The 19755-nt window shown below is 66.5% G+C and carries 22 protein-coding genes and 1 pseudogene; 6 read left to right on the top strand and 17 right to left on the bottom strand.

The window, feature by feature from the left end; all coding sequences use genetic code 11:
- Positions 1-15: 15 nt before the first annotated feature.
- Entirely contained in the window at positions 16-1392 is a 1377-nt protein-coding gene (locus H7K34_RS15245; RefSeq protein WP_264062834.1) for an MFS transporter, read from the bottom strand.
- 155 nt (positions 1393-1547) lie between these two features.
- On the opposite strand from H7K34_RS15245, the gene H7K34_RS15240 reads away from it, so the two are divergent.
- Positions 1548-2804 carry a CaiB/BaiF CoA transferase family protein gene (locus tag H7K34_RS15240; RefSeq protein WP_372510774.1) on the top strand — a complete coding sequence of 419 codons (1257 nt, stop codon included), beginning with the start codon at positions 1548-1550 and terminating at the stop codon, positions 2802-2804.
- Positions 2801-3715: a beta/alpha barrel domain-containing protein gene (locus H7K34_RS15235; RefSeq protein WP_264062831.1), complete on the top strand. Its 915-nt coding sequence runs from the start codon at positions 2801-2803 to the stop codon at positions 3713-3715. Before H7K34_RS15240 ends, H7K34_RS15235 begins: the two co-directional genes overlap by 4 nt.
- On the opposite strand, the gene dprA is transcribed toward H7K34_RS15235, so the two are convergent.
- The 4 genes from dprA to fdhD form a co-directional block, all read right to left on the bottom strand.
- Positions 3708-4874: a DNA-processing protein DprA gene (gene dprA / locus H7K34_RS15230; protein WP_264062830.1), complete on the bottom strand. Its 1167-nt coding sequence runs from the start codon at positions 4872-4874 to the stop codon at positions 3708-3710. The two genes, H7K34_RS15235 and dprA, sit on opposite strands and share 8 nt — an antisense overlap.
- Complete coding sequence (locus tag H7K34_RS15225) at positions 4871-6382, bottom strand: YifB family Mg chelatase-like AAA ATPase (protein ID WP_264062829.1); 1512 nt, start codon at positions 6380-6382, stop codon at positions 4871-4873. Before H7K34_RS15225 ends, dprA begins: the two co-directional genes overlap by 4 nt.
- Complete coding sequence (locus H7K34_RS15220; RefSeq protein WP_108925911.1) at positions 6382-6759, bottom strand: YraN family protein; 378 nt, start codon at positions 6757-6759, stop codon at positions 6382-6384. Before H7K34_RS15220 ends, H7K34_RS15225 begins: the two co-directional genes overlap by 1 nt.
- Positions 6760-7177: 418 nt before the next feature.
- A complete protein-coding gene (fdhD, locus tag H7K34_RS15215) occupies positions 7178-7999 on the bottom strand; it encodes a formate dehydrogenase accessory sulfurtransferase FdhD (RefSeq protein WP_264062828.1) in 822 nt (273 codons plus the stop codon).
- A 250-nt stretch (positions 8000-8249) separates the two neighbouring features.
- Between fdhD and H7K34_RS15210 the strand changes: the two genes are divergently transcribed.
- Positions 8250-9014 carry a GAF and ANTAR domain-containing protein gene (locus tag H7K34_RS15210; RefSeq protein ID WP_264062827.1) on the top strand — a complete coding sequence of 255 codons (765 nt, stop codon included), beginning with the start codon at positions 8250-8252 and terminating at the stop codon, positions 9012-9014.
- On the opposite strand, the gene H7K34_RS15205 is transcribed toward H7K34_RS15210, so the two are convergent.
- The 4 genes and pseudogenes from H7K34_RS15205 to rplS form a co-directional block, all read right to left on the bottom strand.
- Positions 9015-9320, bottom strand: coding sequence for a DUF2469 domain-containing protein (locus tag H7K34_RS15205; protein ID WP_007171389.1), 306 nt, complete (start codon positions 9318-9320; stop codon positions 9015-9017). It abuts the gene before it with no gap.
- A gap of 66 nt (positions 9321-9386) precedes the next feature.
- A pseudogene (locus H7K34_RS15200) lies at positions 9387-10152 on the bottom strand (ribonuclease HII); the annotation flags it as partial.
- A 2-nt stretch (positions 10153-10154) separates the two neighbouring features.
- The gene (gene lepB, locus H7K34_RS15195) at positions 10155-10934 is read right to left on the bottom strand and encodes a signal peptidase I (RefSeq protein WP_372510799.1); all 780 of its coding nucleotides are present in this window, start codon (positions 10932-10934) and stop codon (positions 10155-10157) included.
- A gap of 192 nt (positions 10935-11126) precedes the next feature.
- Positions 11127-11468: a 50S ribosomal protein L19 gene (rplS, locus tag H7K34_RS15190; protein ID WP_108925903.1), complete on the bottom strand. Its 342-nt coding sequence runs from the start codon at positions 11466-11468 to the stop codon at positions 11127-11129.
- A 343-nt stretch (positions 11469-11811) separates the two neighbouring features.
- Between rplS and H7K34_RS15185 the strand changes: the two genes are divergently transcribed.
- On the top strand, positions 11812-12771 hold the full coding sequence (locus tag H7K34_RS15185; protein ID WP_108925902.1) for a hypothetical protein: 960 nt from the start codon (positions 11812-11814) through the stop codon (positions 12769-12771).
- On the opposite strand, the gene trmD is transcribed toward H7K34_RS15185, so the two are convergent.
- From trmD to H7K34_RS15155, 6 genes are all read right to left on the bottom strand, one after another.
- Positions 12768-13466, bottom strand: a complete 699-nt coding sequence (trmD, locus tag H7K34_RS15180; protein ID WP_264062824.1) for a tRNA (guanosine(37)-N1)-methyltransferase TrmD — start codon at positions 13464-13466, stop codon at positions 12768-12770. The two genes, H7K34_RS15185 and trmD, sit on opposite strands and share 4 nt — an antisense overlap.
- 17 nt (positions 13467-13483) lie before the next feature.
- Positions 13484-14017, bottom strand: coding sequence for a ribosome maturation factor RimM (gene rimM, locus H7K34_RS15175; RefSeq protein WP_264062823.1), 534 nt, complete (start codon positions 14015-14017; stop codon positions 13484-13486).
- Positions 14018-14029: 12 nt separating this feature from the next.
- A complete protein-coding gene (locus H7K34_RS15170) occupies positions 14030-14272 on the bottom strand; it encodes an RNA-binding protein (RefSeq protein ID WP_036354608.1) in 243 nt (80 codons plus the stop codon).
- An 8-nt stretch (positions 14273-14280) separates the two neighbouring features.
- Complete coding sequence (gene rpsP / locus H7K34_RS15165; protein ID WP_264062822.1) at positions 14281-14811, bottom strand: 30S ribosomal protein S16; 531 nt, start codon at positions 14809-14811, stop codon at positions 14281-14283.
- 194 nt (positions 14812-15005) lie between these two features.
- Complete coding sequence (locus tag H7K34_RS15160) at positions 15006-15425, bottom strand: nuclear transport factor 2 family protein (protein WP_264062821.1); 420 nt, start codon at positions 15423-15425, stop codon at positions 15006-15008.
- Positions 15426-15478: 53 nt separating this feature from the next.
- Entirely contained in the window at positions 15479-15955 is a 477-nt protein-coding gene (locus tag H7K34_RS15155; protein WP_264062820.1) for a carboxymuconolactone decarboxylase family protein, read from the bottom strand.
- Positions 15956-16035: 80 nt separating this feature from the next.
- On the opposite strand from H7K34_RS15155, the gene H7K34_RS15150 reads away from it, so the two are divergent.
- On the top strand, positions 16036-16356 hold the full coding sequence (locus H7K34_RS15150; protein WP_264062819.1) for a hypothetical protein: 321 nt from the start codon (positions 16036-16038) through the stop codon (positions 16354-16356).
- Positions 16357-16392: 36 nt separating this feature from the next.
- Positions 16393-17268 carry a D-alanyl-D-alanine carboxypeptidase family protein gene (locus tag H7K34_RS15145; RefSeq protein ID WP_264062818.1) on the top strand — a complete coding sequence of 292 codons (876 nt, stop codon included), beginning with the start codon at positions 16393-16395 and terminating at the stop codon, positions 17266-17268.
- A gap of 17 nt (positions 17269-17285) precedes the next feature.
- Here the strand turns inward: H7K34_RS15145 and H7K34_RS15140 are convergent, their stop codons facing one another.
- Together H7K34_RS15140 and H7K34_RS15135 are read right to left on the bottom strand one after the other, a co-directional pair.
- The gene (locus H7K34_RS15140; RefSeq protein ID WP_108925896.1) at positions 17286-17879 is read right to left on the bottom strand and encodes a TetR/AcrR family transcriptional regulator; all 594 of its coding nucleotides are present in this window, start codon (positions 17877-17879) and stop codon (positions 17286-17288) included.
- A gap of 7 nt (positions 17880-17886) precedes the next feature.
- The gene (locus tag H7K34_RS15135; RefSeq protein ID WP_264062817.1) at positions 17887-19710 is read right to left on the bottom strand and encodes an N-acyl-D-amino-acid deacylase family protein; all 1824 of its coding nucleotides are present in this window, start codon (positions 19708-19710) and stop codon (positions 17887-17889) included.
- Positions 19711-19755: the final 45 nt, after the last annotated feature.

The raw sequence follows: 19755 nt of genomic DNA, 5'->3' as shown, positions 1-19755 counted from the left end.
ACTACTCCTGGACGCTCATACCGGGTTGATCTCCTCAAGGCTGCGCCGCGACGTGCGCGGGCCCAGCGTGAGAACAGCGGCGATGACGACGGCCAACGCCGTTGCCACCACGGTGAACATCGCACCGGCTCCGTAGCGGTCCAGGATCGGGATCAGCACGAAAGGCGAAGCGCCACTGGATAACCGGGACAAGGAGTACGTCCATCCGACGGCCGTGGCGCGCACCGTGGTCGGGAAGATCTCGGCCTGGTAGACGTGGTAGACGTTGGAGAAGATATTGCTGGTGGCGGTGGTCATGAAGCCGAACACCACGATCAACGCGACCGACGACTGTGTCGCGAACAACAGTCCGAATCCCGCGACGGCCACGATCGAGCCGACGAGCAGGAATTTGCGTTCGAATCTGGCCAGCAGTGGGATCGCCATCAGGGACCCGATCGGATATCCGAGAAACGACAGCGCACTGAACAGCATCGAGGACGTGACGTCGTAGCCGCGACTGACCAGCACCAGTGCGGCCAGCGTGCCGAACCCGTAGTAGCCGTATGTCTGAAACAGGTGGAACACCGTCAGCATCACGACCCGGCGGTTGTATGGGGCACGCCGTAGTTGCGTCAGTGCCGACTGAGCGGGCCGGCCGACACGTCCGATCTGCGGGCCGGCATTGATCTGCACCGCAGGCACATCCGACCCGGCAGCGAACGCGTTCAGTGCCCGTTGCGCCTCCTCGAACCGTCCCGCCGACGCGAGCCAGCGCGGCGACTCCGGTAACCAGCGGTTGAGGATGAACACGATCACCGCGCCACCGGCGCCCAGCGCCAGCAGCCAGCGCCACCCCGCGATGCCGAGCGGCGAATGCTGCGCCAACCACCACGCCAGAAAGGCGGCGAAGGGCACCGCCAGAAACGAACAGGTATAGGCATAGGAGGCCAGCCGGCCACGGTGCTCTTTGGGCAAGACGTCGGCAAGGTAGGAGTCGGCGACCGGATACACGGCGCCGATCCCGACGCCGGCCAGGAATCGCGCGAGCACCAATAACGCGGGAGACGGCGCAAACGCACCGGCGAACGAGAAGGCCGAAAACCAGCTGAGGCCGAGCAGGAACGCCTTTCGGCGACCCATCCGGTCGGCGAGCCGGCCGAAAAATGCCGCGCCGAAGAACATTCCGATGAACGACGACGCCAGGACCAGCTTGAGGGCGGTGCCCCGTATTCCGAAATCGTGGCTGAGCGTGGCGCTCAGGGTGCTGGACAAGAAGATCTCGTACATCTCGAAGAACAAGCCGAGTCCCACCGCGACGACAACCTTGCGGTGCACCGCCCCCACCGGCAAGCGATCCAATTGCTCGCCGACGGAGTCCGTGCCCACTGCCGTGATCGGTGATGCGGTCATTCCCACCTTCTCGTTTTCGCGATCCGCCACCTTCGCAGCAGATCTACAACGTGGTTTGTCGCTTGCAGTGTGAGCCAGGCAACAAGGTCCGACTGTAGCGGGTCCCGTCACTGAACGGAAGAGGTCTCTTGCCATATTGTGGGTAGCAGTGCACGATGTGGGTTACAGGAAGGATTCCAGTGAACGAAGCCAACGGACCGCTCGACCGGGTACGCGTCCTCGAGCTGGGCAATTACATCGCCGCGCCCACCGCGGGACGGCTCCTGGCCGATTTCGGCGCCGAAGTGATCAAGATCGAGCGGCCAGAGACCGGGGACGAGTTGCGCACCTGGCGCCTGTACTCCGGTACGACCTCAATGCTGTTTCGCACCATCAACCGCAACAAGAAGTCGGTGGTCGTCGACCTCAAGAGCGAGGACGGTCAGGCGGTGGTGCGCGAGTTGGCCCGCTGCAGCGACATCGTGCTGGAGAACTTCCGCCCGGGGACGCTGGAACGGTGGGGCATCGGCCCGGCCGAGCTCAGCGCGGAGAATCCCGACCTGATCATCGTGCGGGTGTCGGCCTACGGGCAGACCGGACCGCGGCGGCATGAGCCCGGTTTCGCCGCGGTTGCCGAAGCGATGGCAGGTCTGCGGGCGCTCACCGGCGATCCCGACCGTCCACCGTCGCGCACGGGTGTGTCCATCGGCGACTCCATCGCCGGAATCTACGCGGCCTTTGGCGCTCTGGTTGCGTTGCACCAACGCCAAAGAGACCGGGCAGCAGGCAGATCCACGCCAATATGTGACCGTACCGTCGACGTCGCGTTGACCGAAGCGATCTTCTCGGTGATGGAATCGCTGGTCCCCGAGTACGACGCTTACGGCGTCACGCGGGCCCGCACCGGCGGCCGCTTGGAAGGTATCGCCCCCTCCAATGCGTACCTGTGCTGCGACGGCCGCTGGGTGGTGATCGCCGGCAACGGCGACGGCATATATCGCCGGTTCATGAAGCTGATCGGCCGGCCAGAGCTTGCCGAGAGCCTGCAGCTGGTCAACAACGCGCTGCGGTGGCAGGCCCGCGACCAACTCGACAAAGCGATCGGGGCGTGGACCGCCACAATGACCGCACGCGAAGCACTTTCGGCGCTTGAAGCCGCCGGAGTCCCCGCCGGCCCAATCAATACCGCTCCCGACATCAAGGCCGACGAGCAGTTCTTGGCGCGCGGCATGATCCAGCACATGCCGGTATCCACCGGTACCGAGACCCTGCCCGACGTCGCGTTCCCGGGCATCGTGCCCAGAATCGGCGAGGGAGCGCGGGCAATCCGCACGCTCGGGCCCGATCTCGGCGAGCACACCGAAGAGATACTCGGCGCCGCGGTTGTGCGACGCGACCTGCACCGTCCCAATATCGAGGAGCTGACCGGATGACAACCTCGGCGCGATTGCGCGATGTCACACTGCGCGACGGCTTGCAGCTCACCGGAAAGCTGCTCGACACGGACACGAAAGTCGGGCTGGCACGGGCGCTGCTGGACGCCGGCATCGACTCATTAGAGATCGGGGCGATGGCACGACCCGACTTGGTGCCCCCGATGGCCAACACCGTTGAGGTCATCGAAGCGCTGACTCCCGAAGAGCTGCAACGGTGTTGGGTGTGGACAGCCACGCCGCGCGGCGTCACCCGGGCCATCGAGGCTGGTGCACGCAACCTCGAATACTGTCTGTCGGTCAGCGATCAACACAACTACGCCAATGTCGGGCGTACCACCGAGCAGAGCATGGCCGCTCTCCCCGAGGCCGTCGACTTCGCAGCGGTCGGTGGTGCCCGGCTACAATTGACCTTGGCTACCGCATTCACCTGTCCATACCAGGGCACGATCGACCCAAAACAGGTCATCGACTTGGTGAGCGACAACCGTGCGGCAGGTATCTCGAGCGTGATGCTGTGCGACACCCTCGGCCAGGCCACACCGGATGAAGTGCGGCAGCTGGTCACGCAAGTCCGCGATCTCGCGCCGGAGCTCGAGATCGTCTTCCACGGGCACGACACCTGGGGCTTGGGAGTCGCCAACACCATCGCCGCGATCCAAGCCGGCGCCGATATGGTCGACGGGGCGCTCGGCGGCCTGGGCGGCTGTCCTTTCGCCCCCGGAGCAAGTGGCAACACCTCCACCGAAGATCTACTGTTCGCGCTGCAGCCGCCATGGCTCACTCCCGCGGTATTCTCCGGCGTCGTGACCGCCGGCGCGCAGATCCTGGCCCAGCTCGACGAGCCGAACCGCTCCCGGGCCGCCGAAGGCGCACGGTCCACGGCCGACGCATTCCCGTGGGTCACGTAGCCCGCAGCTGCGTCGCCTCCGCGCGGCCGCGGGCAGAAGCGATGCGCCATCGCCCACAGTCGCGCACCGCAAGCCCGGCCACCTCGAGCATCGCCAGCGGTCCCAGCACATGCTCGGGCGGTAGCCCGGATGCGACGGCGATTTCATCGACCGTCGCGGCACCGCGGCCGGGCAACGCCTCGTAAACCTGGCGTTCGGCCTCCCCCAGCCCGTCGAAAGCGGTTGCGGGCCGGCGATCTTCGAAGGCGAGTTCGCCGATGCGGCCGACAAGTTCGACGATGTCGTCGGCCCGGGTAACCAGCTCCGCCCCGTTGCGCAGCAACGCGTGACAGCCCGCGGACGCCGACGAGGTGACCGGTCCGGGCACCGCGGCCACCACCCGGCCCAATGCACTCGCCCAAGCGGCAATGTTCGCGGCGCCGCTTCGCACGCCCGCCTCCACCACCACGGCGGCCCCCGCGACGGCGGCGACCAGGCGATTGCGGGTCAAGAAGCGGTGCCGGGCGGGGCGGATGCCGGGCGGGTATTCGCTGAACAGCAGCCCGTGCTGGCCGATCCGGTGCAGTAGCGCCGAATGCCCTGCCGGATAAGGGATGTCGATGCCCCCAGCCAGCGCCGCAACGGTGATTCCGTCGCAGTGCAGCGCCGCGCGGTGGGCCGCCCCATCGATGCCGTAGGCACCGCCGGATACCACCGCGACGTCGCGCTCGGCCAACCCCGCCGCCAGGTCGGAGGCCACCTGCTCGCCGTAAGCGGTCGCCGCCCGGGTACCCACCACCGCGGCCGCGCGCCCTGCCACCTCGTCCAGCCGCGCCGGACCCAGCGCCCACAACACCATGGGCGGCGCGCCGCGCGGCCGCGCCCCGACTCCATCGAACGACGAGAAAGCGACCAGCGGCCACTCCGGGCAGTCGGGTGTGATCAACCGACCGTCGCGACGAGCCAGCAGGTCGAGATCCTGCGCGGCCCGGTCTATTTCCCGCCTGGCCGCGGTACGCTGCGCCAGCTCGTCGCCGACCAGTCCACGCCGGACCCGCTCGGCGGCCTCAACCGGGCCGACGCACCGCACCAGACCGGCGAGTTCGGGACACGGCGGCTCCGCGACCCGTGACAGGTAAGCCCAGGCCGACCACGCGGGATCGTCGAAGGCCGCGGTCATCGTTGCGCTCCCAGCTGCCGGAAGCTCAGCGCGGCGGTCACCTCGTCGAGCCCCGGCGAGCTTCGGCCGGCCAAGTCGGCCAGACTCCACGCGACGCGCAATGTGCGATCCAGACCGCGAATACTGAGCAGTCCACGCTCCACCGCAAGGCGCAGCGGATCCATTGCTGTGCTGCTGGGCCGGAACTTGCGCCGCAACAACGTTCCGCTGACTTCGGCGTTGGTTCCAAAACCGTGCGGCCGCCAACGCGCGGCGGCCGTTACGCGGGCCTGCGCCACCCGCTGGCGCACCTGCGCACTGGATTCCCCGTCCGCCGCCGCGAACGCGCCCGCCCGCACCGAATGCATCTGTACCCGCAGGTCCACCCGATCCAGCAAGGGACCCGAAAGTTTGCCCAGGTAGCGCCGTTTGGTTGCGGCCGCACAGATGCAATCCTGTGGATCCGTCGGCGCGCAGGGGCACAGGTTGGCGGCCAGCACCAGCTGGAAGCGGGCCGGGTAGCACGCCACCCCGTCGCGGCGTGCGAGCCGAATGAGACCATCCTCCAACGGTGTTCGCAATGCTTCCAGTGCACTGACACTGATCTCGGCGCATTCGTCGAGGAACAGCACTCCGCGGTGCGCTCGGCTGACCGCGCCGGGGCGGGCCATTCCGGAACCGCCGCCGACGAGTGCCGCGACGCTGGAACTGTGGTGCGGCGCCACGAACGGCGGCTCGGTGATCAGCGGCGTATCTCCGGACAACAGCCCGGCCACCGAGTGGATCGCGGTCACCTCGAGGGCTTCGTCGTCCGTCAGGCTGGGCAGCAAACCTGGAAGACGTTGCGCCAGCATCGTTTTGCCCACACCCGGCGGGCCGGTCAGCATCAGGTGATGCGCCCCGGCGGCCGCCACCTCGACCGCGAAGCGCGCTTGCGCCTGCCCCACCACGTCGGCCAGATCTCCCGCCGGCTCCGGATCGGTGGCCGCCGCCCGGGTCCGCTCGTCCAACCGGGCCGACCCGCCGAGCCAGCCCTGCAGTTGCCCGAGTGTGCGAACGCCCCAGACCTCGATTCCGTCGACCAGGCTGGCCTCGGCCAGGTTGTCCACCGGGACGACGACGGCGGGCCAGCCGTCGCGCTTGGCGGACAGCACCGCCGGCAACACCCCGCGCACCGGCCGAACCCGGCCGTCCAGCGACAACTCGCCGAGCAGCACCGTCTTCTCCAGGCGTTCCCACGGATTCTTGCGTCGCGCCGACAACACCGCTGCCGCGAGGGCTATGTCGTAAACCGACCCCATTTTCGGCAGCGTCGCCGGTGACAACGCAAGCGTGAGTCTGGCCATGGGCCAGCTGTTTCCGCAGTTGGTCACCGCGGCCCGGACCCGGTCGCGCGACTCCTGCAACGCGGCGTCGGGCAGCCCGACGAGATGGACCCCGGGCAGCCCCGAGGTGATGTCGGCCTCGATCTCCACGATCTGTCCGTCCAGTCCGCGCACCGCGACCGAGAACGCGCGCCCCAACGCCATCAGCCGATCCCCCGCAGATGCGAAATCTCCGGCGTGCGGCGGCGCCCGACCCGCACCCCGATCACGTCGATGCGGACCGCCGCCCAGCGCCCTTCCTGAGCGGCCAGCCAGAGTCCGGCCAGCCGCCGCAGCCGCCGCACCTTGCGGGGTGTGACGGCGTGTGCCAGACCCCCATATCCGTCGCCGGTCCGCGTCTTGACCTCCACGAACACCACCGTGCCGGTGGCGTCGTCGGCGGCAATCACGTCGAGTTCGCCGTACCTGGACCGCCAGTTGCGGTCCAGGATCCGCAATCCCATCCGGGTCAGGTACTCCACGGCGAGGGCCTCACCCATCGCTCCCAACTCGATCCGAGTCGGTGTCTTTGCGGTCGTCATGCGGCCAAGATGCCCGGTGGGCCCGACATGACGTACCGCACCGGGCGCCGCGGGCCCGGTGTGGCGACCGGTTATCCCCAATCCGGCGTCGATGCACAGCCGGGCAGCGAGACCGGAAATCACGGGGTACAAAGAGCACCCCCGAATTCCATTGTTTAGCAACGCCTTCCGTGGCACCCGAAGGGTAGCTACTGCGCGATCAACCGCATCACAGTCGGCGGCCGCTGTATCCGTGACGCGGGCAGGCACTTATGAACGCTCTGTCTACCAACGCGAATCCCGCCTTGGCGTTTGACGCCGAAGCTCGTCATAAGGCGCCAACAAGGCGTTAAATCATGTTCGGAAACGAGGTTGCAGGTGTCCGACAACACTTCCCATCGAATTCGATGCCGTGCATTGACGCGTCGAGGTTCGCCGATCAGCCAATACGGTCGGAGCGGGTGTAGACGTTCATCGAATCCTCCCGCAGGAACGCCACCAGCGTGAGCCCGGACTCCTCGGCCAGCGACACCGCCAGTGACGACGGCGCCGACACCGCGGCCAGCACTGGAATCCCCGCGAGCACGGCCTTCTGGGTGATCTCAAATGACGCCCGCCCGCTGACCAGCAGCACCGTACCGGTCAGCGGTATCCGCTCGTGTTCAAGCGCCCAGCCGATGACTTTGTCGACGGCATTGTGCCTGCCGATGTCCTCGCGAACCACCAGCATCGCGCCGTCGGTATCGAACAGCGCGGCGGCATGCAGCCCACCGGTACTGTCGAAAACCTTTTGCGCACTGCGCAGTTGACCGGGTGTCGCCTTGAGCGTGGCGGCGGCGACGGTGACCGGGTCATCCCCCGGCGGAAAGCGGCTGATCACCAGGACCGCGTCCAGCGACGCCTTGCCGCAGACCCCGCACGAGGAGGTGGTGTAGAAGTTGCGAGTCACGTTGAGATCGGGCGGATTCACGCCGGAGGCCAGCGTCACATCCAGCACGTTGTACGTGTTGGCGCCGTTCTCGCCGCGACCGCCACAATAGCGGATGGTAAGCACGTCTTCGCGCCGCGCGATCACACCTTCGGTGAGCAGGAAGCCTTGCGCGAGTTCGAAATCCGAACCGGGGGTCCGCATGGTCACAGTGACCGGCGTGCCGTTGACGCGGATCTCCAGTGGCTCCTCAACGGCCAGGGTTTCGGGCCGGGTAATCGCCTGACCTGCGGCGAGGTGGGTTGCGCGCCGGCGCGCGGTTACGTTTCCCACTGGTTCATTACTCCGGACGGGCGCTGAAACCTCACTAAGCCAAACTACATTGGCTCGCGCCCGGCCGCCCGGCCGCCAAATGTGGGGCCAATTTCGACGCCGCTCGGGGGCGATTGCTTTACTGTCGACGGTGGCTTATCGGTTACCGGTGGATGAGCATGGGGCGACAGGGGTAAAACTTGCGTTGTTGGCCGACGAATTTGCGGCGCCCCGAACGCGGGTGACGCCACTGGCGGAAATGAGGCACAACATGGCAGATGAAGCAAAAGGCGATGAGTCGATGCCGGGTGGAGAGAAGGCCGATCCGGCGACGGTTTTCGCGGCCCTTGCCGAGATCATTTATCAAGGCTCGGATGCCACCCAGATGTACGCGGCCATCTGCGTCGCCGCGACCCTGGCCGTCCGCGGCTGCGATCACGCCAGCCTGTTGGTGCTCGACAAAGATCGTTATGTCACCGTCGGCGCGAGCGACGCGCTGGCGAAGAAAATCGATCAGATGGAGCTGGAAGCCGGCGACGGCCCGTGTCTGGACGCGATAGAGGAGGAGATTCCGCAGATCGACACGGACCTGACCACGCCGTCGCATTGGCCCAAGCTGGCCGCCCGGCTTGTCGCGGAGACGCCGGTGCGCGGTGCCATGGGGTTTCGACTACTGGTCAACAAGCGCAAAGGGGCCGCGCTCAACCTGTTCAGTGACACCCCCAACATGTTCGACGACGAATCGGCCGGGCGGGCCGCGGTGCTGGCATCGTTCGCCAGCGTGGCCATCAACGCGGTGGCAAAGGGCGACGATGCCGCCAGCCTGCGACGGGGACTGCTCAGCAACCGCGAGATCGGCAAGGCCGTGGGCATGTTGATGCTGCTGCACGACCTGGCCGAAGACGAGGCGTTCGACCTGTTGCGCCGCCACTCCCAGGCCCTGAACATCAAGCTGGCCGACGTCGCACGCGAGGTCATCGACCGGCGCGGCGGCCTGCCGCCCAACGGTGAGCAAGAGCTGGGGCTCGACAGCTAACTATTCGGGTAGCCGCAGCTCAGGCTTCTCGACTTCTTCGATGTTGACGTCTTTGAACGTGACCACCCGAACCTGCTTGACGAACCGCGCGGGCCGGTACATGTCCCAGACCCACGCGTCGGAGAGCCGTAGTTCGAAGTAGACCTCGCCGTCGGCGTTGCGCGGCACCATCTCGACGCTGTTGGCCAGGTAGAAGCGCCGTTCGGTTTCCACCACGTAACTGAACTGGCCGACGATGTCCTTGTATTCGCGGTAGAGCGAGAGCTCCATCTCGGTTTCGTACTTTTCGAGATCTTCGGCACTCATCTGCTCAGACGTCCTTTTCCCTGCCAGTTTCTCCGACTTCCCGAACGGGCCGCTGACCGACAGCGCGCTCGCCGAGCGAGAAGGCTGCTTCCATCTTTCCTCACCGGCGTCCGCCCCGCTCGTCCGGAGGGTCCGGTTTGCATTCAGCCACCACCCGCGTCCGGGAGCGCTGCCCCGACGGCGAGGCCACCCGCCGGACGTTGATGAACGAATACCGGTGCTCGGCGCACGGCCCGAGCTGGGTCAGCGCCGTGCTGTGCGCGGCGGTGCTGTAGCCCTTGTGGTCGGCGAAGCCGTAGCCGGGGTGGTCGGCGTCCATCGCGACCATCAGCCGGTCCCGGCTGACCTTCGCCAGCACGCTGGCCGCTGCGATGCAGGCGGCGGCCGCGTCCCCACCGACCACCGGCAACGATGGCATCGGCAGGCCGGGCACCCGAAACCCATCACTGAGCACGTACCCCGGGCGCACCGGCAGACCGGCCACCGCACGCCGCATGCCTTCGATGTTGGCGACGTGCACGCCGCGCCGGTCGACTTCGACGGATGGGATGAACACCACGTGATAGGCCACCGCGTAGCGGCAGATCAACGGAAACAGCTTCTCCCGCATCTTCTCGGTGAGCTTCTTCGAATCATCAAGAGCAGCAAGGCTTTCCAGACGGTTAGGGCTCAGCACGCAGGCCGCTACCACCAGCGGGCCCGCGCAGGCACCGCGGCCCACCTCGTCCACGCCGGCCACCGGCCCCAGGCCGCTGCGATGCAGCGCGGACTCCAGGGTGCGCAGCCCTGACGATTTGCGGATCACCGTCCGCGGCGGCCACGTCGTGGCCATGGCTACCGACCTTGCTGTGGGTTCACCGAACCCACTGGGCCCCATCGTGTCGGCGGCCAGACGATGAACCTGGCCTTACCGATGACGTTGTCCACCGGCACGGTCCCCGACATCGGATCACCGGTGCACAGAATGCCTTTGAGTGCGTCGGCCGGGGTGCTGGTGCAGTGGGCGCGCGAATCCGCCGAATGCGTGCGGTTGTCACCCATCACCCACAGCCGTCCGTTCGGGACGGTGACCGGCCCGAACTCGCTGCCCAGGCACGGGTACACCGACGGGTCGGCCATCATGGTGCTGGGGTTCAGGTAGGGCTCCTTGAGGGGCTTGCCGTTGACCGTCAACCCGGTGTCGGCCCGGCACTGCACCGTCTGCCCGCCCGTCGCGATGACCCGCTTCACCAGATCGTTCTCGTCCGGAGGCACGAAACCGATGAACGACAGCGCATTCTGGACCCAGCGCAGCGCGGTGTTGGAAGACCGGATCGACTTGTAGCCGACGTTCCAGGACGGCGGTCCCTTGAAGACGATGACGTCGCCGGGATGCGGCGATCCGAAGCGGAAACTGAGCTTGTCGACCATGATCCGGTCGCCCACACAACCCGCACATCCGTGCAGCGTGGGCTCCATCGACTCCGACGGAATCAGATACGGACGCGCCACGAACGTCAACATGACGTAGTAGAGGACGATCGCGGTAATCGCCAGGATCGCCAGCTCACGCAGCGCGGACTTCTTCTTGGGTTCCGGCTCGTCCGCGTCGGACTGCTCGTCCGATTCGGGCACGTCGGTGGCCTCGGCCGTTTCGTCTGAGGGATCATCAGCGGCGCGGGTGGAGACCTTCGGCTCCGACTGACCAGGCTCGGACTGGGGCACGGGTGAGTCCGTGGAATCCGTCACGAGATCAGAGTAGCCAGCGCGATTTGGGTGTTTGTAAAGCGTCGTGGCGTGCCGCAGCGACCGCCGTGACGCACCCGGTCAGCGCTTTTCCTTGATCTTGGCTTTCTTGCCGCGCAGTTCGCGCAGGTAGTAGAGCTTGGCGCGGCGGACATCGCCACGGGTCACCAGCTCGATGTGGTCGATGTTCGGCGAGTGCACCGGGAAGGTCCGCTCGACGCCGACGCCGTAGCTCTCCTTGCGCACGGTGAAGGTCTCCCGGATGCCGCCGCCCTGCCGGCGGATCACCACACCCTTGAACACCTGGACGCGCTCCTTGGCGCCCTCGATGACCTTGACGTGCACGTTGATGGTGTCGCCCGGGCTGAAGGCCGGGATGTCGTCGCGCAGCGACGCCTGGTCGACGAAGTCCAGCCTGTTCATCGCAGAGACACTTCCTTGAGGTCGCGGCGTGCGGCAACTGCCCGCACGCAGGGGTGGTCGTTAAGCCGATTCGGGCTTTGGGTCGTATCTCGCAGCGAGCGAAAAGCGGCCCGGCCGGCCGGCGGTCGCTGGAGACAACTGGTCAATTGTGCCAGACACCCCGCATGCATTGAAAATCACAGGTAAACCCTGCGGTTCATGGGGCCCCGAAGGCGCTGGTGAATGGTACATATGACTGGGGTCAAAACACGCTAGTCGCTACCCGAACTCGAAGACGCCCGGGCAGATTGCGAAACGACCGCCCACAGCAGCATTACGTCGGAGAACTTGGGAGAAGAAAACGATGCGCGTACGCCCGCTCACCGCGCTCGCCGCCATCGCGGCGGTGACGCTGGTGTTGGCCGGGTGCGACGAGGCAAGGCTCGGGGCATCACCAGAGGCAAGGACCCCGACGAAGGGGTCCAGCAGGTCCACCCCCGGCGCGGCCGATCATCAGCAGCAACTCGTTCAGTTGCTGCTGGACATCAGCGACGTGCCAGCGGCCCCGATCGCCGGATTCGGCGGGCTGCAGGCCCGCATGCAGCAGGCGACCGAGCAGGCGGCGGCCAGTGGGGCCACGCTCTCGGTGGGCATCCTCGACCGCAAGACGCATGAGCTGATCTCCAACGGCAACACCCAGATCATCGGCACCGCGTCGGTGGCAAAGCTGTTCATCGCCGACGACCTGCTACTGCAGGAAGCCCAGGGCAAGACCAGGCTGTCCCCCGACGACCGTCAGGCGTTGGACGTCATGTTGAAGTCGTCCGACGACGGCGCCGCCGAGAGGTTCTGGGATCAGGACGGCGGCGACAACATCATCAGCCAGGTGGCGGGACGCTACGGGCTGTCGTCGACCACCCCGCCGTCGGACGGGCGCTGGTGGAACACGATGAGCTCGCTGACCGACCTGATCAACTACTACGACAAGCTGCTCGACGGGGGCGGCGGGCTGCCCGCGGAGCGGGCCAAGATCATCGTCAACGATCTGGCGCAATCCACCCCGAACGGGGTCGACGGATACCCGCAGCGGTTCGGCATCCCCGACGGTCTGTTCGCGGAGCCGGTGGCGGTCAAGCAGGGCTGGATGTGCTGCATCGGCACCGAATGGATGCATCTGTCGACCGGCGTGGTGGGCGCGGACCGACGCTACATCGTGGTCGTCGAGTCGCTGCAGTCTTCCGACGACGCCACGGCGCGCGACACGATCACCCAGGCCGTCAAGACGATGTTCCCCGGCGGCCGCATAGGTCCCACGCCTTTCTAAGGCGAATCGTCCGGATCCAGATCGGGGCGGCGCTCGCGAGTGCGCTGCAGCGAAACTTCCCGGCGCCAGGCCGCGATACGCGCGTGGTCGCCGGACAGCAGCACCTCGGGGACGTCCAGGCCCCGCCAGCTCGACGGCCGGGTATAGCTGGGCCCCTCCAGCAGACCCCCGTGGGCCGGCGAGTGCGAATCCTCGCGGTGCGACGCGGGATTACCCAGAACGCCGGTCAGCAGCCGCAGCACGGCCTCGATCATCACGACGGCCGCCGACTCGCCTCCCGGCAGCACGTAGTCACCGATCGAGACTTCTTCGACCCGGGTGCGCCGGGCCGCGTCCTCGACGACGCGCTGATCGATGCCCTCGTAGCGCCCGCAAGCGAACACCAGGTGCCTCTCGGCGCTCCAGCGCTGGGCGGTGGCTTGATTGAACAGCGCGCCCGCCGGGGTTGGAACGACTAATAGTGTTTCTTCAGAACAGATTTCATCCAGTGCTTTGCCCCACACCGGCGCCCGCATCACCATCCCCGGCCCACCGCCGTAGGGTGCGTCGTCTACCGAGTGATGTACGTCGTGGGTCCACCCCCGCAGGTCATGTACCCGCAGGTCGACCAGGCCCGACGCAATTGCCTTGCCCGGCAACGATTGCCGCAGCGGGTCCAGGAAGTCTGGGAAAATTGTCACGATGTCGATCTTCATGTCGATGCGCGCACCCGCTACTCCAAATCCAGCAGGCCCTCGGGCGGGTCAACTTCGACCACTCCGTCGTCCAGCGACACCGACGTGACGATCGCATTCACGAACGGCAGCAAGACTTCCCGACTTTCGTCACCGTCGGTTCGGTGCACCGCCAACAACTCCCCCGCCGCGGTGTGCAGCACCTCGGCGACGACCCCGACATCTTGACCCGCCGTGGTCCGCACGTGCAGGCCCTCGAGCTGGTGGTCGTAGTAGGTGTCCGCCTCGTCTATCGGCGGCAGGTCATCGGAATCGACCACGAACAGGCTGCCGCGCAATGCGTCGGCGCCGTCGCGGTCGTTCACTCCGGCCAATCGCACCAGCAGCCGCCCGCCGTGTTCGCGCGCGGCGTCCACGACGTAACTGCGTTCTTCGCCGCGGCCGCGGGATGGCTTGGCGCGCAACGTGCTACCCGACGCAAAGCGATCAGCGGGGTCGTCGGTGTGAACTTGAACGACCACCTCGCCGGTGATGCCGTGTGCTTTCACGACGCGCCCGACGAGCAGCTCCATGAGCGCGCCCCGCTACTGGTCGGTGTCCACCACGTCGACGCGGATGCCGCGGCCACCGATACCGGCGACCAGCGTGCGCAACGCCGTCGCGGTACGTCCCCCGCGGCCGATCACCTTGCCCAGATCGTCGGGATGGACATGAACCTCGACAGTGCGTCCACGGCGGCTGGTCACCAGGTCCACCCGGACATCGTCAGGGTTGTCCACGATTCCGCGGACCAGATGCTCGACAGCGTCGACGACGACCGTACTCATCGCGTCAGTCAGCTTTCGGTGGTCGGTTCGGGCTGCGCGCCGCCCTCGGCGGGCGCGTCGGCGGCCTCGGCAGCCGGGGCCGCGGCCTCGGCCGGTGCGGCCTCGGGTGTGGCCTCAGCGCTGGGCTCGTCGGCCTTCGCGGCCTTCTTGGCCGGGGCCTTCTTCTTCGGCTTGGTGGCCTCGGTGGTCGGTCCGCCATCGGCCTCGGCCAGTGCGGCGTTGAACAGCTCCAGCTTGCTGGGCTTGGGCGCCGCAACCTGCAGGCTGCCCTCCGTGCCCGGCAGGCCCTTGAACTTCTGCCAGTCGCCGGTGATCTTCAGCAGCTTGAGGACGGGCTCGGTCGGCTGCGCACCGACGGAAAGCCAGTACTGGGCCCGCTCCGAGTTGATCTCGATCAGGCTGGGGTCTTCCTTCGGGTGGTACCGGCCGATCACCTCGATCGAGCGGCCGTCGCGGCGGTTGCGCGCGTCGGCTATCGAGATGCGGTACTGGGGATTGCGGATCTTGCCAAGCCGGGTGAGCTTGATCTTCACAGCCATGATTAAGCGATTTCTCCTGGGTGTCACGCTGCAATTCAGCGATCGGGGCGGGATGCCCGGGTCCGGTTTTGCCTCGCGTGTATGACCGCCGAACAAGCACCCCCACAAAAGGGGCGGGTCGCGCGGCGGACAGCCGCCTATTGTGCCAGAACGAGGGGCTTCGGCAGAAATTCGCCCAGCCGCAACGCCCCGGGTCACATTATTTTCTGGAAGACCTTCGTTTCGACCCGGCGCGTCATTCGCCAGCCGTCCGGGGTGCGCACGAACTCGTCGTCGTACCAGAGCCCACAGAACAGCACCTGCTCCTTATCACCGCGAAGCACCATCGGGTTGAAGCAGATCACCCGTGACGAGGCCTTATCCCCGTCTATCTGCACCGAGAAGTTCCCGAGCATGTGCGCATACACCGGGAAGGTCGGCAACACCTCCGACAGCCACTTCTTGACATCGGGATAGGGGCCCTCGATCCCGCCCAAGGCCGTGTAATCGATGTATGCGTCTTGGGTGAATACCTTGTCCAAATCGTCGAATCGCCGCTGGTCAATAGCGGTGGAATAGTCGACCATCAGCTGCTGGATCTCCAGACGGTCGGAAATTTCGGCCAGGCTCAACATGCATCGATTCAACACCCGGGGTCCTGTCGACGCCCAGGCACCCCGAGCAGTCGTCAGTTCCTTTGTGTTTCAGCATGTTTCGCACTCACCGCAGCCGGTGGATTGCGGAAGCTGATCGCCAGCCGGTTGTAGGCGTTCATCAACCCGATTGCGATCGTGAGGTCGACCAGTTCCTTCTCGTCGAAGTGCGCCGATACCGCCGCGTAAGCACTGTCGGGCGCACCCGTGGCCGATATCAGGGTGACGGTTTCCGCCCACGCCAGCGCGGCGCGCTCGCGGCTGTCGAACAGCTCGCCGGCCTCCTGCCACACCGGAACCAGAGCGATCTTTTCGTTCGAAACCCCCAAATCGCGCAATTCCCGCGAGTGCATGTCGATGCAGTACGCGCAGCCGTTGATCAGCGACACCCGCAGGTAAACGCTGGTCAGCAACACCGGCGGCAGACCGGACTGGCTCAAATAAAGGTGCACCCCGCCGAGTGACTTCACACCGCGCGGGGCCACCGCCTCGTAGTCGATTCGTTCACTCATAACTGCCTCCTCCCCTTCTCCCCTACCACGCAAAGCCGCCGAGGAGAATAATCCCAGCTGTGAGAGCAGGAATCGCCTGCTTGGCAACGGTCTTGTTGGTGTGGCTCGGTGTGCCTTTAGCCGCCGCGGCTCCCGGAAGCTGCGCGCCCGGCAACTCCTGCCAACGCTGGTGTCCGGGCGACCCGGATCCCGCGGGCCGGCCCATCCCCTGGGACGCGAACGTCTGCCACGACTTCTACTGGGATTACGCGGGCGTGCACGACACGGGCACCGGCGCGTTCTATTCCTGGTCGTCGATGCCGTTCAAGCAGCCGCCTCCGCCCGGGCCGGTACCCACCCAGACCTCATATCTGCCGCTGCCGACGCTTCCGTTCTGCCCCGTTCCGCCGTGGTGTCCGTGAGGTGACGGTCGGGCTTGGAAGTTAAACTTTGCGCCCATGCGCAAACTCATGGCCGCGGTCGCTGCTCTGGTCACGGTCGGGTCCTGCGCCGCCACCGCTGCCACGGCCTGGGCCGACGACATGCAGCCGGTTGGCTCGGTCCCGATCCCCGACGGCCCGGCTCAGACCTGGATCCTGGCTGATCTCGACAGCGGTCAGGTGTTGGCCGGCCGCGACCAGTACGTCGCCCACCCGCCCGCGAGCACTATCAAGGTACTGCTGGCGTTGGTGGTGCTGGACCAGGTGAACCTGGACTCCACCGTCGTCGCCGACGTCGCGGACACCCAGGTCGAGTGCAACTGCGTCGGCATCAAGCCCGGCCGCAGCTACACCGCGCGCCAGCTGCTCGACGGGCTGCTGCTGGTGTCCGGCAACGATGCCGCCAACACCCTGGCGCACCTGATGGGCGGCGCCGACGCCACCGTGGCCAAGATGAACGCCATGGCCGCCTCCCTCGGGGCGACCGGCACCCACGCGGCCACCCCGTCCGGCTTGGACGGCCCCGGCGGCTCCGGGGCTTCGACCGCGCACGACCTGGCGGTCATCTTCCGGGCCGCGATGGCCAACCCGATGTTCGCCCACATCACTGCCGAGCCGTCGGCGATGTTCCCCGGCGATCGCGGCGACGAACCGATCACCAACCAGGACGAACTGCTGACTCGCTATCCCGGCGCCATCGGCGGCAAGACCGGGTTCACCAACGCGGCCCGCAAGACCTTCGTCGGTGCCGCTTCCCGCGGTGGACGCCGCTTAGTGGTCGCCATGATGTACGGAATGGTCAAGCCCGGCGGACCGACATATTGGGATCAGGCCGGCAGCTTGTTCGACTGGGGTTTCGCGCTCAACCCGCAATCCAGTATCGGCTCGCTGTAACCCGTTGCTAGGAGCCTTCATTCACCGACTAGACCGGTGATCAGCGCGGATAGCAACGCAATTCGCTGCTCCTCGATGTCGGGTTCCGGGAAAATCCCGCGCACGATCGCCGCGCCGTCGAAGACATTCGTCATCAACGCCACCAGCACCGGGAACGTGTCTTCTCCGACGGCGTCGGCGCCCGGCAGCGCCCGCGCCGCGTCGAGAATCTTCGCGGTGTACTGCCCCAGAACGTCGCGCAGATGGGCGTTCAGCTTCTCGTCGGTACGCGCGGCGATCATCAGTTCGTAGAGCACCGCGTTGGTGGAGCCTCCGGTGATGTCCCGCAGAATCGTCAGCGCCGCTTCCAGCGCAGGCCGGTCGGCCGGAATCTGGGCGACCTGCTTGGTGAACGACTCCACCTGCCGGCGCAGCACCTCCGACGCCGTCGCCGCCATGAAGTCGCTCATCGTCTCGAAGTGACGGAACAGCGCGCCGACCGACACCCCGGCCCGCTTAGTGATCACTGCCGCGGATGCCCGCGCGTACCCGACCTCGACGATGCTGGCGATGGCCGCCTCGAGGAGCCGGGCGACGGTCTCCTCACGGCGCTGCTGCTGAGTTCTGGCCATCTCGGACTCAGACCAGCGCAGCGCTGCGCCGCGCGGGCTGACCCGCCCGCAGGTAGCGGCCGGACTGCACCGTCTCGCCGTAGCCGTCGCGGAACTGACCCGCGCGGAACACCACGGCGCCGTTGACGCCCGTTGCGACGACGGCGCCGTCGCTGCGATTGACCATCCGCCGCAAGCCGCCGTAGAAGGGCACTTCCTCCTCGTGGTAGGCCTCGACCTCGTCGTTCAGGCCGGCCGGGTCGATCACCACGAAGTCCGCCCGGTCGCCCTCGCGCAGGGTGCCGGCGTCGATGCCGAACCAGTCCGCCAGTTCGCCGGTCAAACGATGCACCGCCCGTTCGGTGGACATGAACGGCGCACCCGCCTGATAGGCGTCGCGAGTTCGCTTGAGCAGCTTGACCCCGAAGTTGTAGAAGGCCATATTGCGCAGGTGCGCACCGGCATCCGAGAAGCCCATGTGCACGCTGTCCTCGTTGGCGAGCGCGTTGAGCAGCTTGGGCCGGTGGTTGGCCACGATGGTGGTCCACCGCACGTTGCGTTCACCGTTTTCCACCAGCACATCGAGGAACGCGTCGAGCGGGTGCAGTCCGCGCTCATCGGCGATCGCGCCAAAGCTCTTGCCGATCAACGACTTATCGGGACATTCGACGATCACCGCGTCATGGAAGTCGCGGTGCCACAACGACGGCCCGAGCTTGATGCGGTCGAACTCCTTGCGGAACTTGCGACGGTAAGCCTCGTCGGCCAGTAACTCGTTGCGCTGCAACTGGTCACGGAGGTGCAGGGCTGCCGTGCCGGCGCCGAACTCCTCGAAAACCGGCAGATCGATTCCGTCGGAGTACAACTCGAACGGCACCGGCAGGTGCTGGAACCGCACGCTAGAGCCCAGGATCTTGTTCGCCAGCCGAGTTGCCGGCCCGAAGACGTAGACCGCGAGCGGCATCGACTTGGCGTCGGCGGACACCAGCAGGCTCATCCGAACACCCTTGCGCCGGTTGAATATCCGGCTGCTGGTCAAGAAGAACATAAGTGCGGACGCCGCATTTTTGACGTCGGGCGCGCTCTGCAGGATCCGGCCGCGCTTGCGCAGCACCTTGATCAGCTTGCGCCGTTCCCGCCAGGTCGCGAAGGTCGACGGCAACGCCCGCGAGCGGAAGCGGTCGCCGTCCAACTTGTCGATCGCCGCGTCCATGCCCGACATGCCGAGCATGCCCGCCTCGAGCGCCTCGTCGAGCAAGGTCGCCATTTTCTCCAGCTCGGCGTCCGTGGGCTTGACGGTGGCGTCGGTGGCCCGGTCCAGTCCGAGTACCGTGCTGCGCAGGTCCGAATGGCCAAGCAGCGAACTGATATTCGGGCCGAGCGGCAGCGCGTCAATGGCCGCGATGTACTCGGCTGCGGTGGTCCAGGTTCGGTTGGTTTCCAGCGCGCCCAGCACATATTTGCGGGGCACCGCCTCGACCCGGCTGAACAGGTCGGCGGCGTCCTCGGAGTCTGCGTAGACCGTCGACAGCGAGCACATGCCCAGCAGCACCGTGGTGACACCATGGCGCACCGACTCGCGCAGGCCCGGGTCAAGCAGCACTTCGGCGTCGTAGTGGGTGTGCACGTCGAGGAAGCCGGGCATGATCCACTTGCCCGCCGCATCGATCACCTCGGGGCAGCCCGTCTCGTCCAGCGGCTGGGCCGCCACCGTGGCCACCACTCCGTCGCGGATACCCAGCGTGCGGGTATGCGGCGCGCTGCCGGTTCCGTCAAACCACAATCCGTTGCGGATGATCACGTCGTACGTCACTGTCGCCTCCAGGCTGATCGGTTGCAGCGAACTTATCATAGATAGTGAGCACTCGCAATCTTTTTCTGCGACAGACAAGCCTGC

The sequence above is a fragment of the Mycobacterium montefiorense genome, assembly GCF_025823255.1.
Classification (GTDB): domain Bacteria; phylum Actinomycetota; class Actinomycetes; order Mycobacteriales; family Mycobacteriaceae; genus Mycobacterium; species Mycobacterium montefiorense.
Note: the sequence above shows the minus strand (reverse complement) of the source record. Positions and strands in the feature narration are given on the sequence as shown.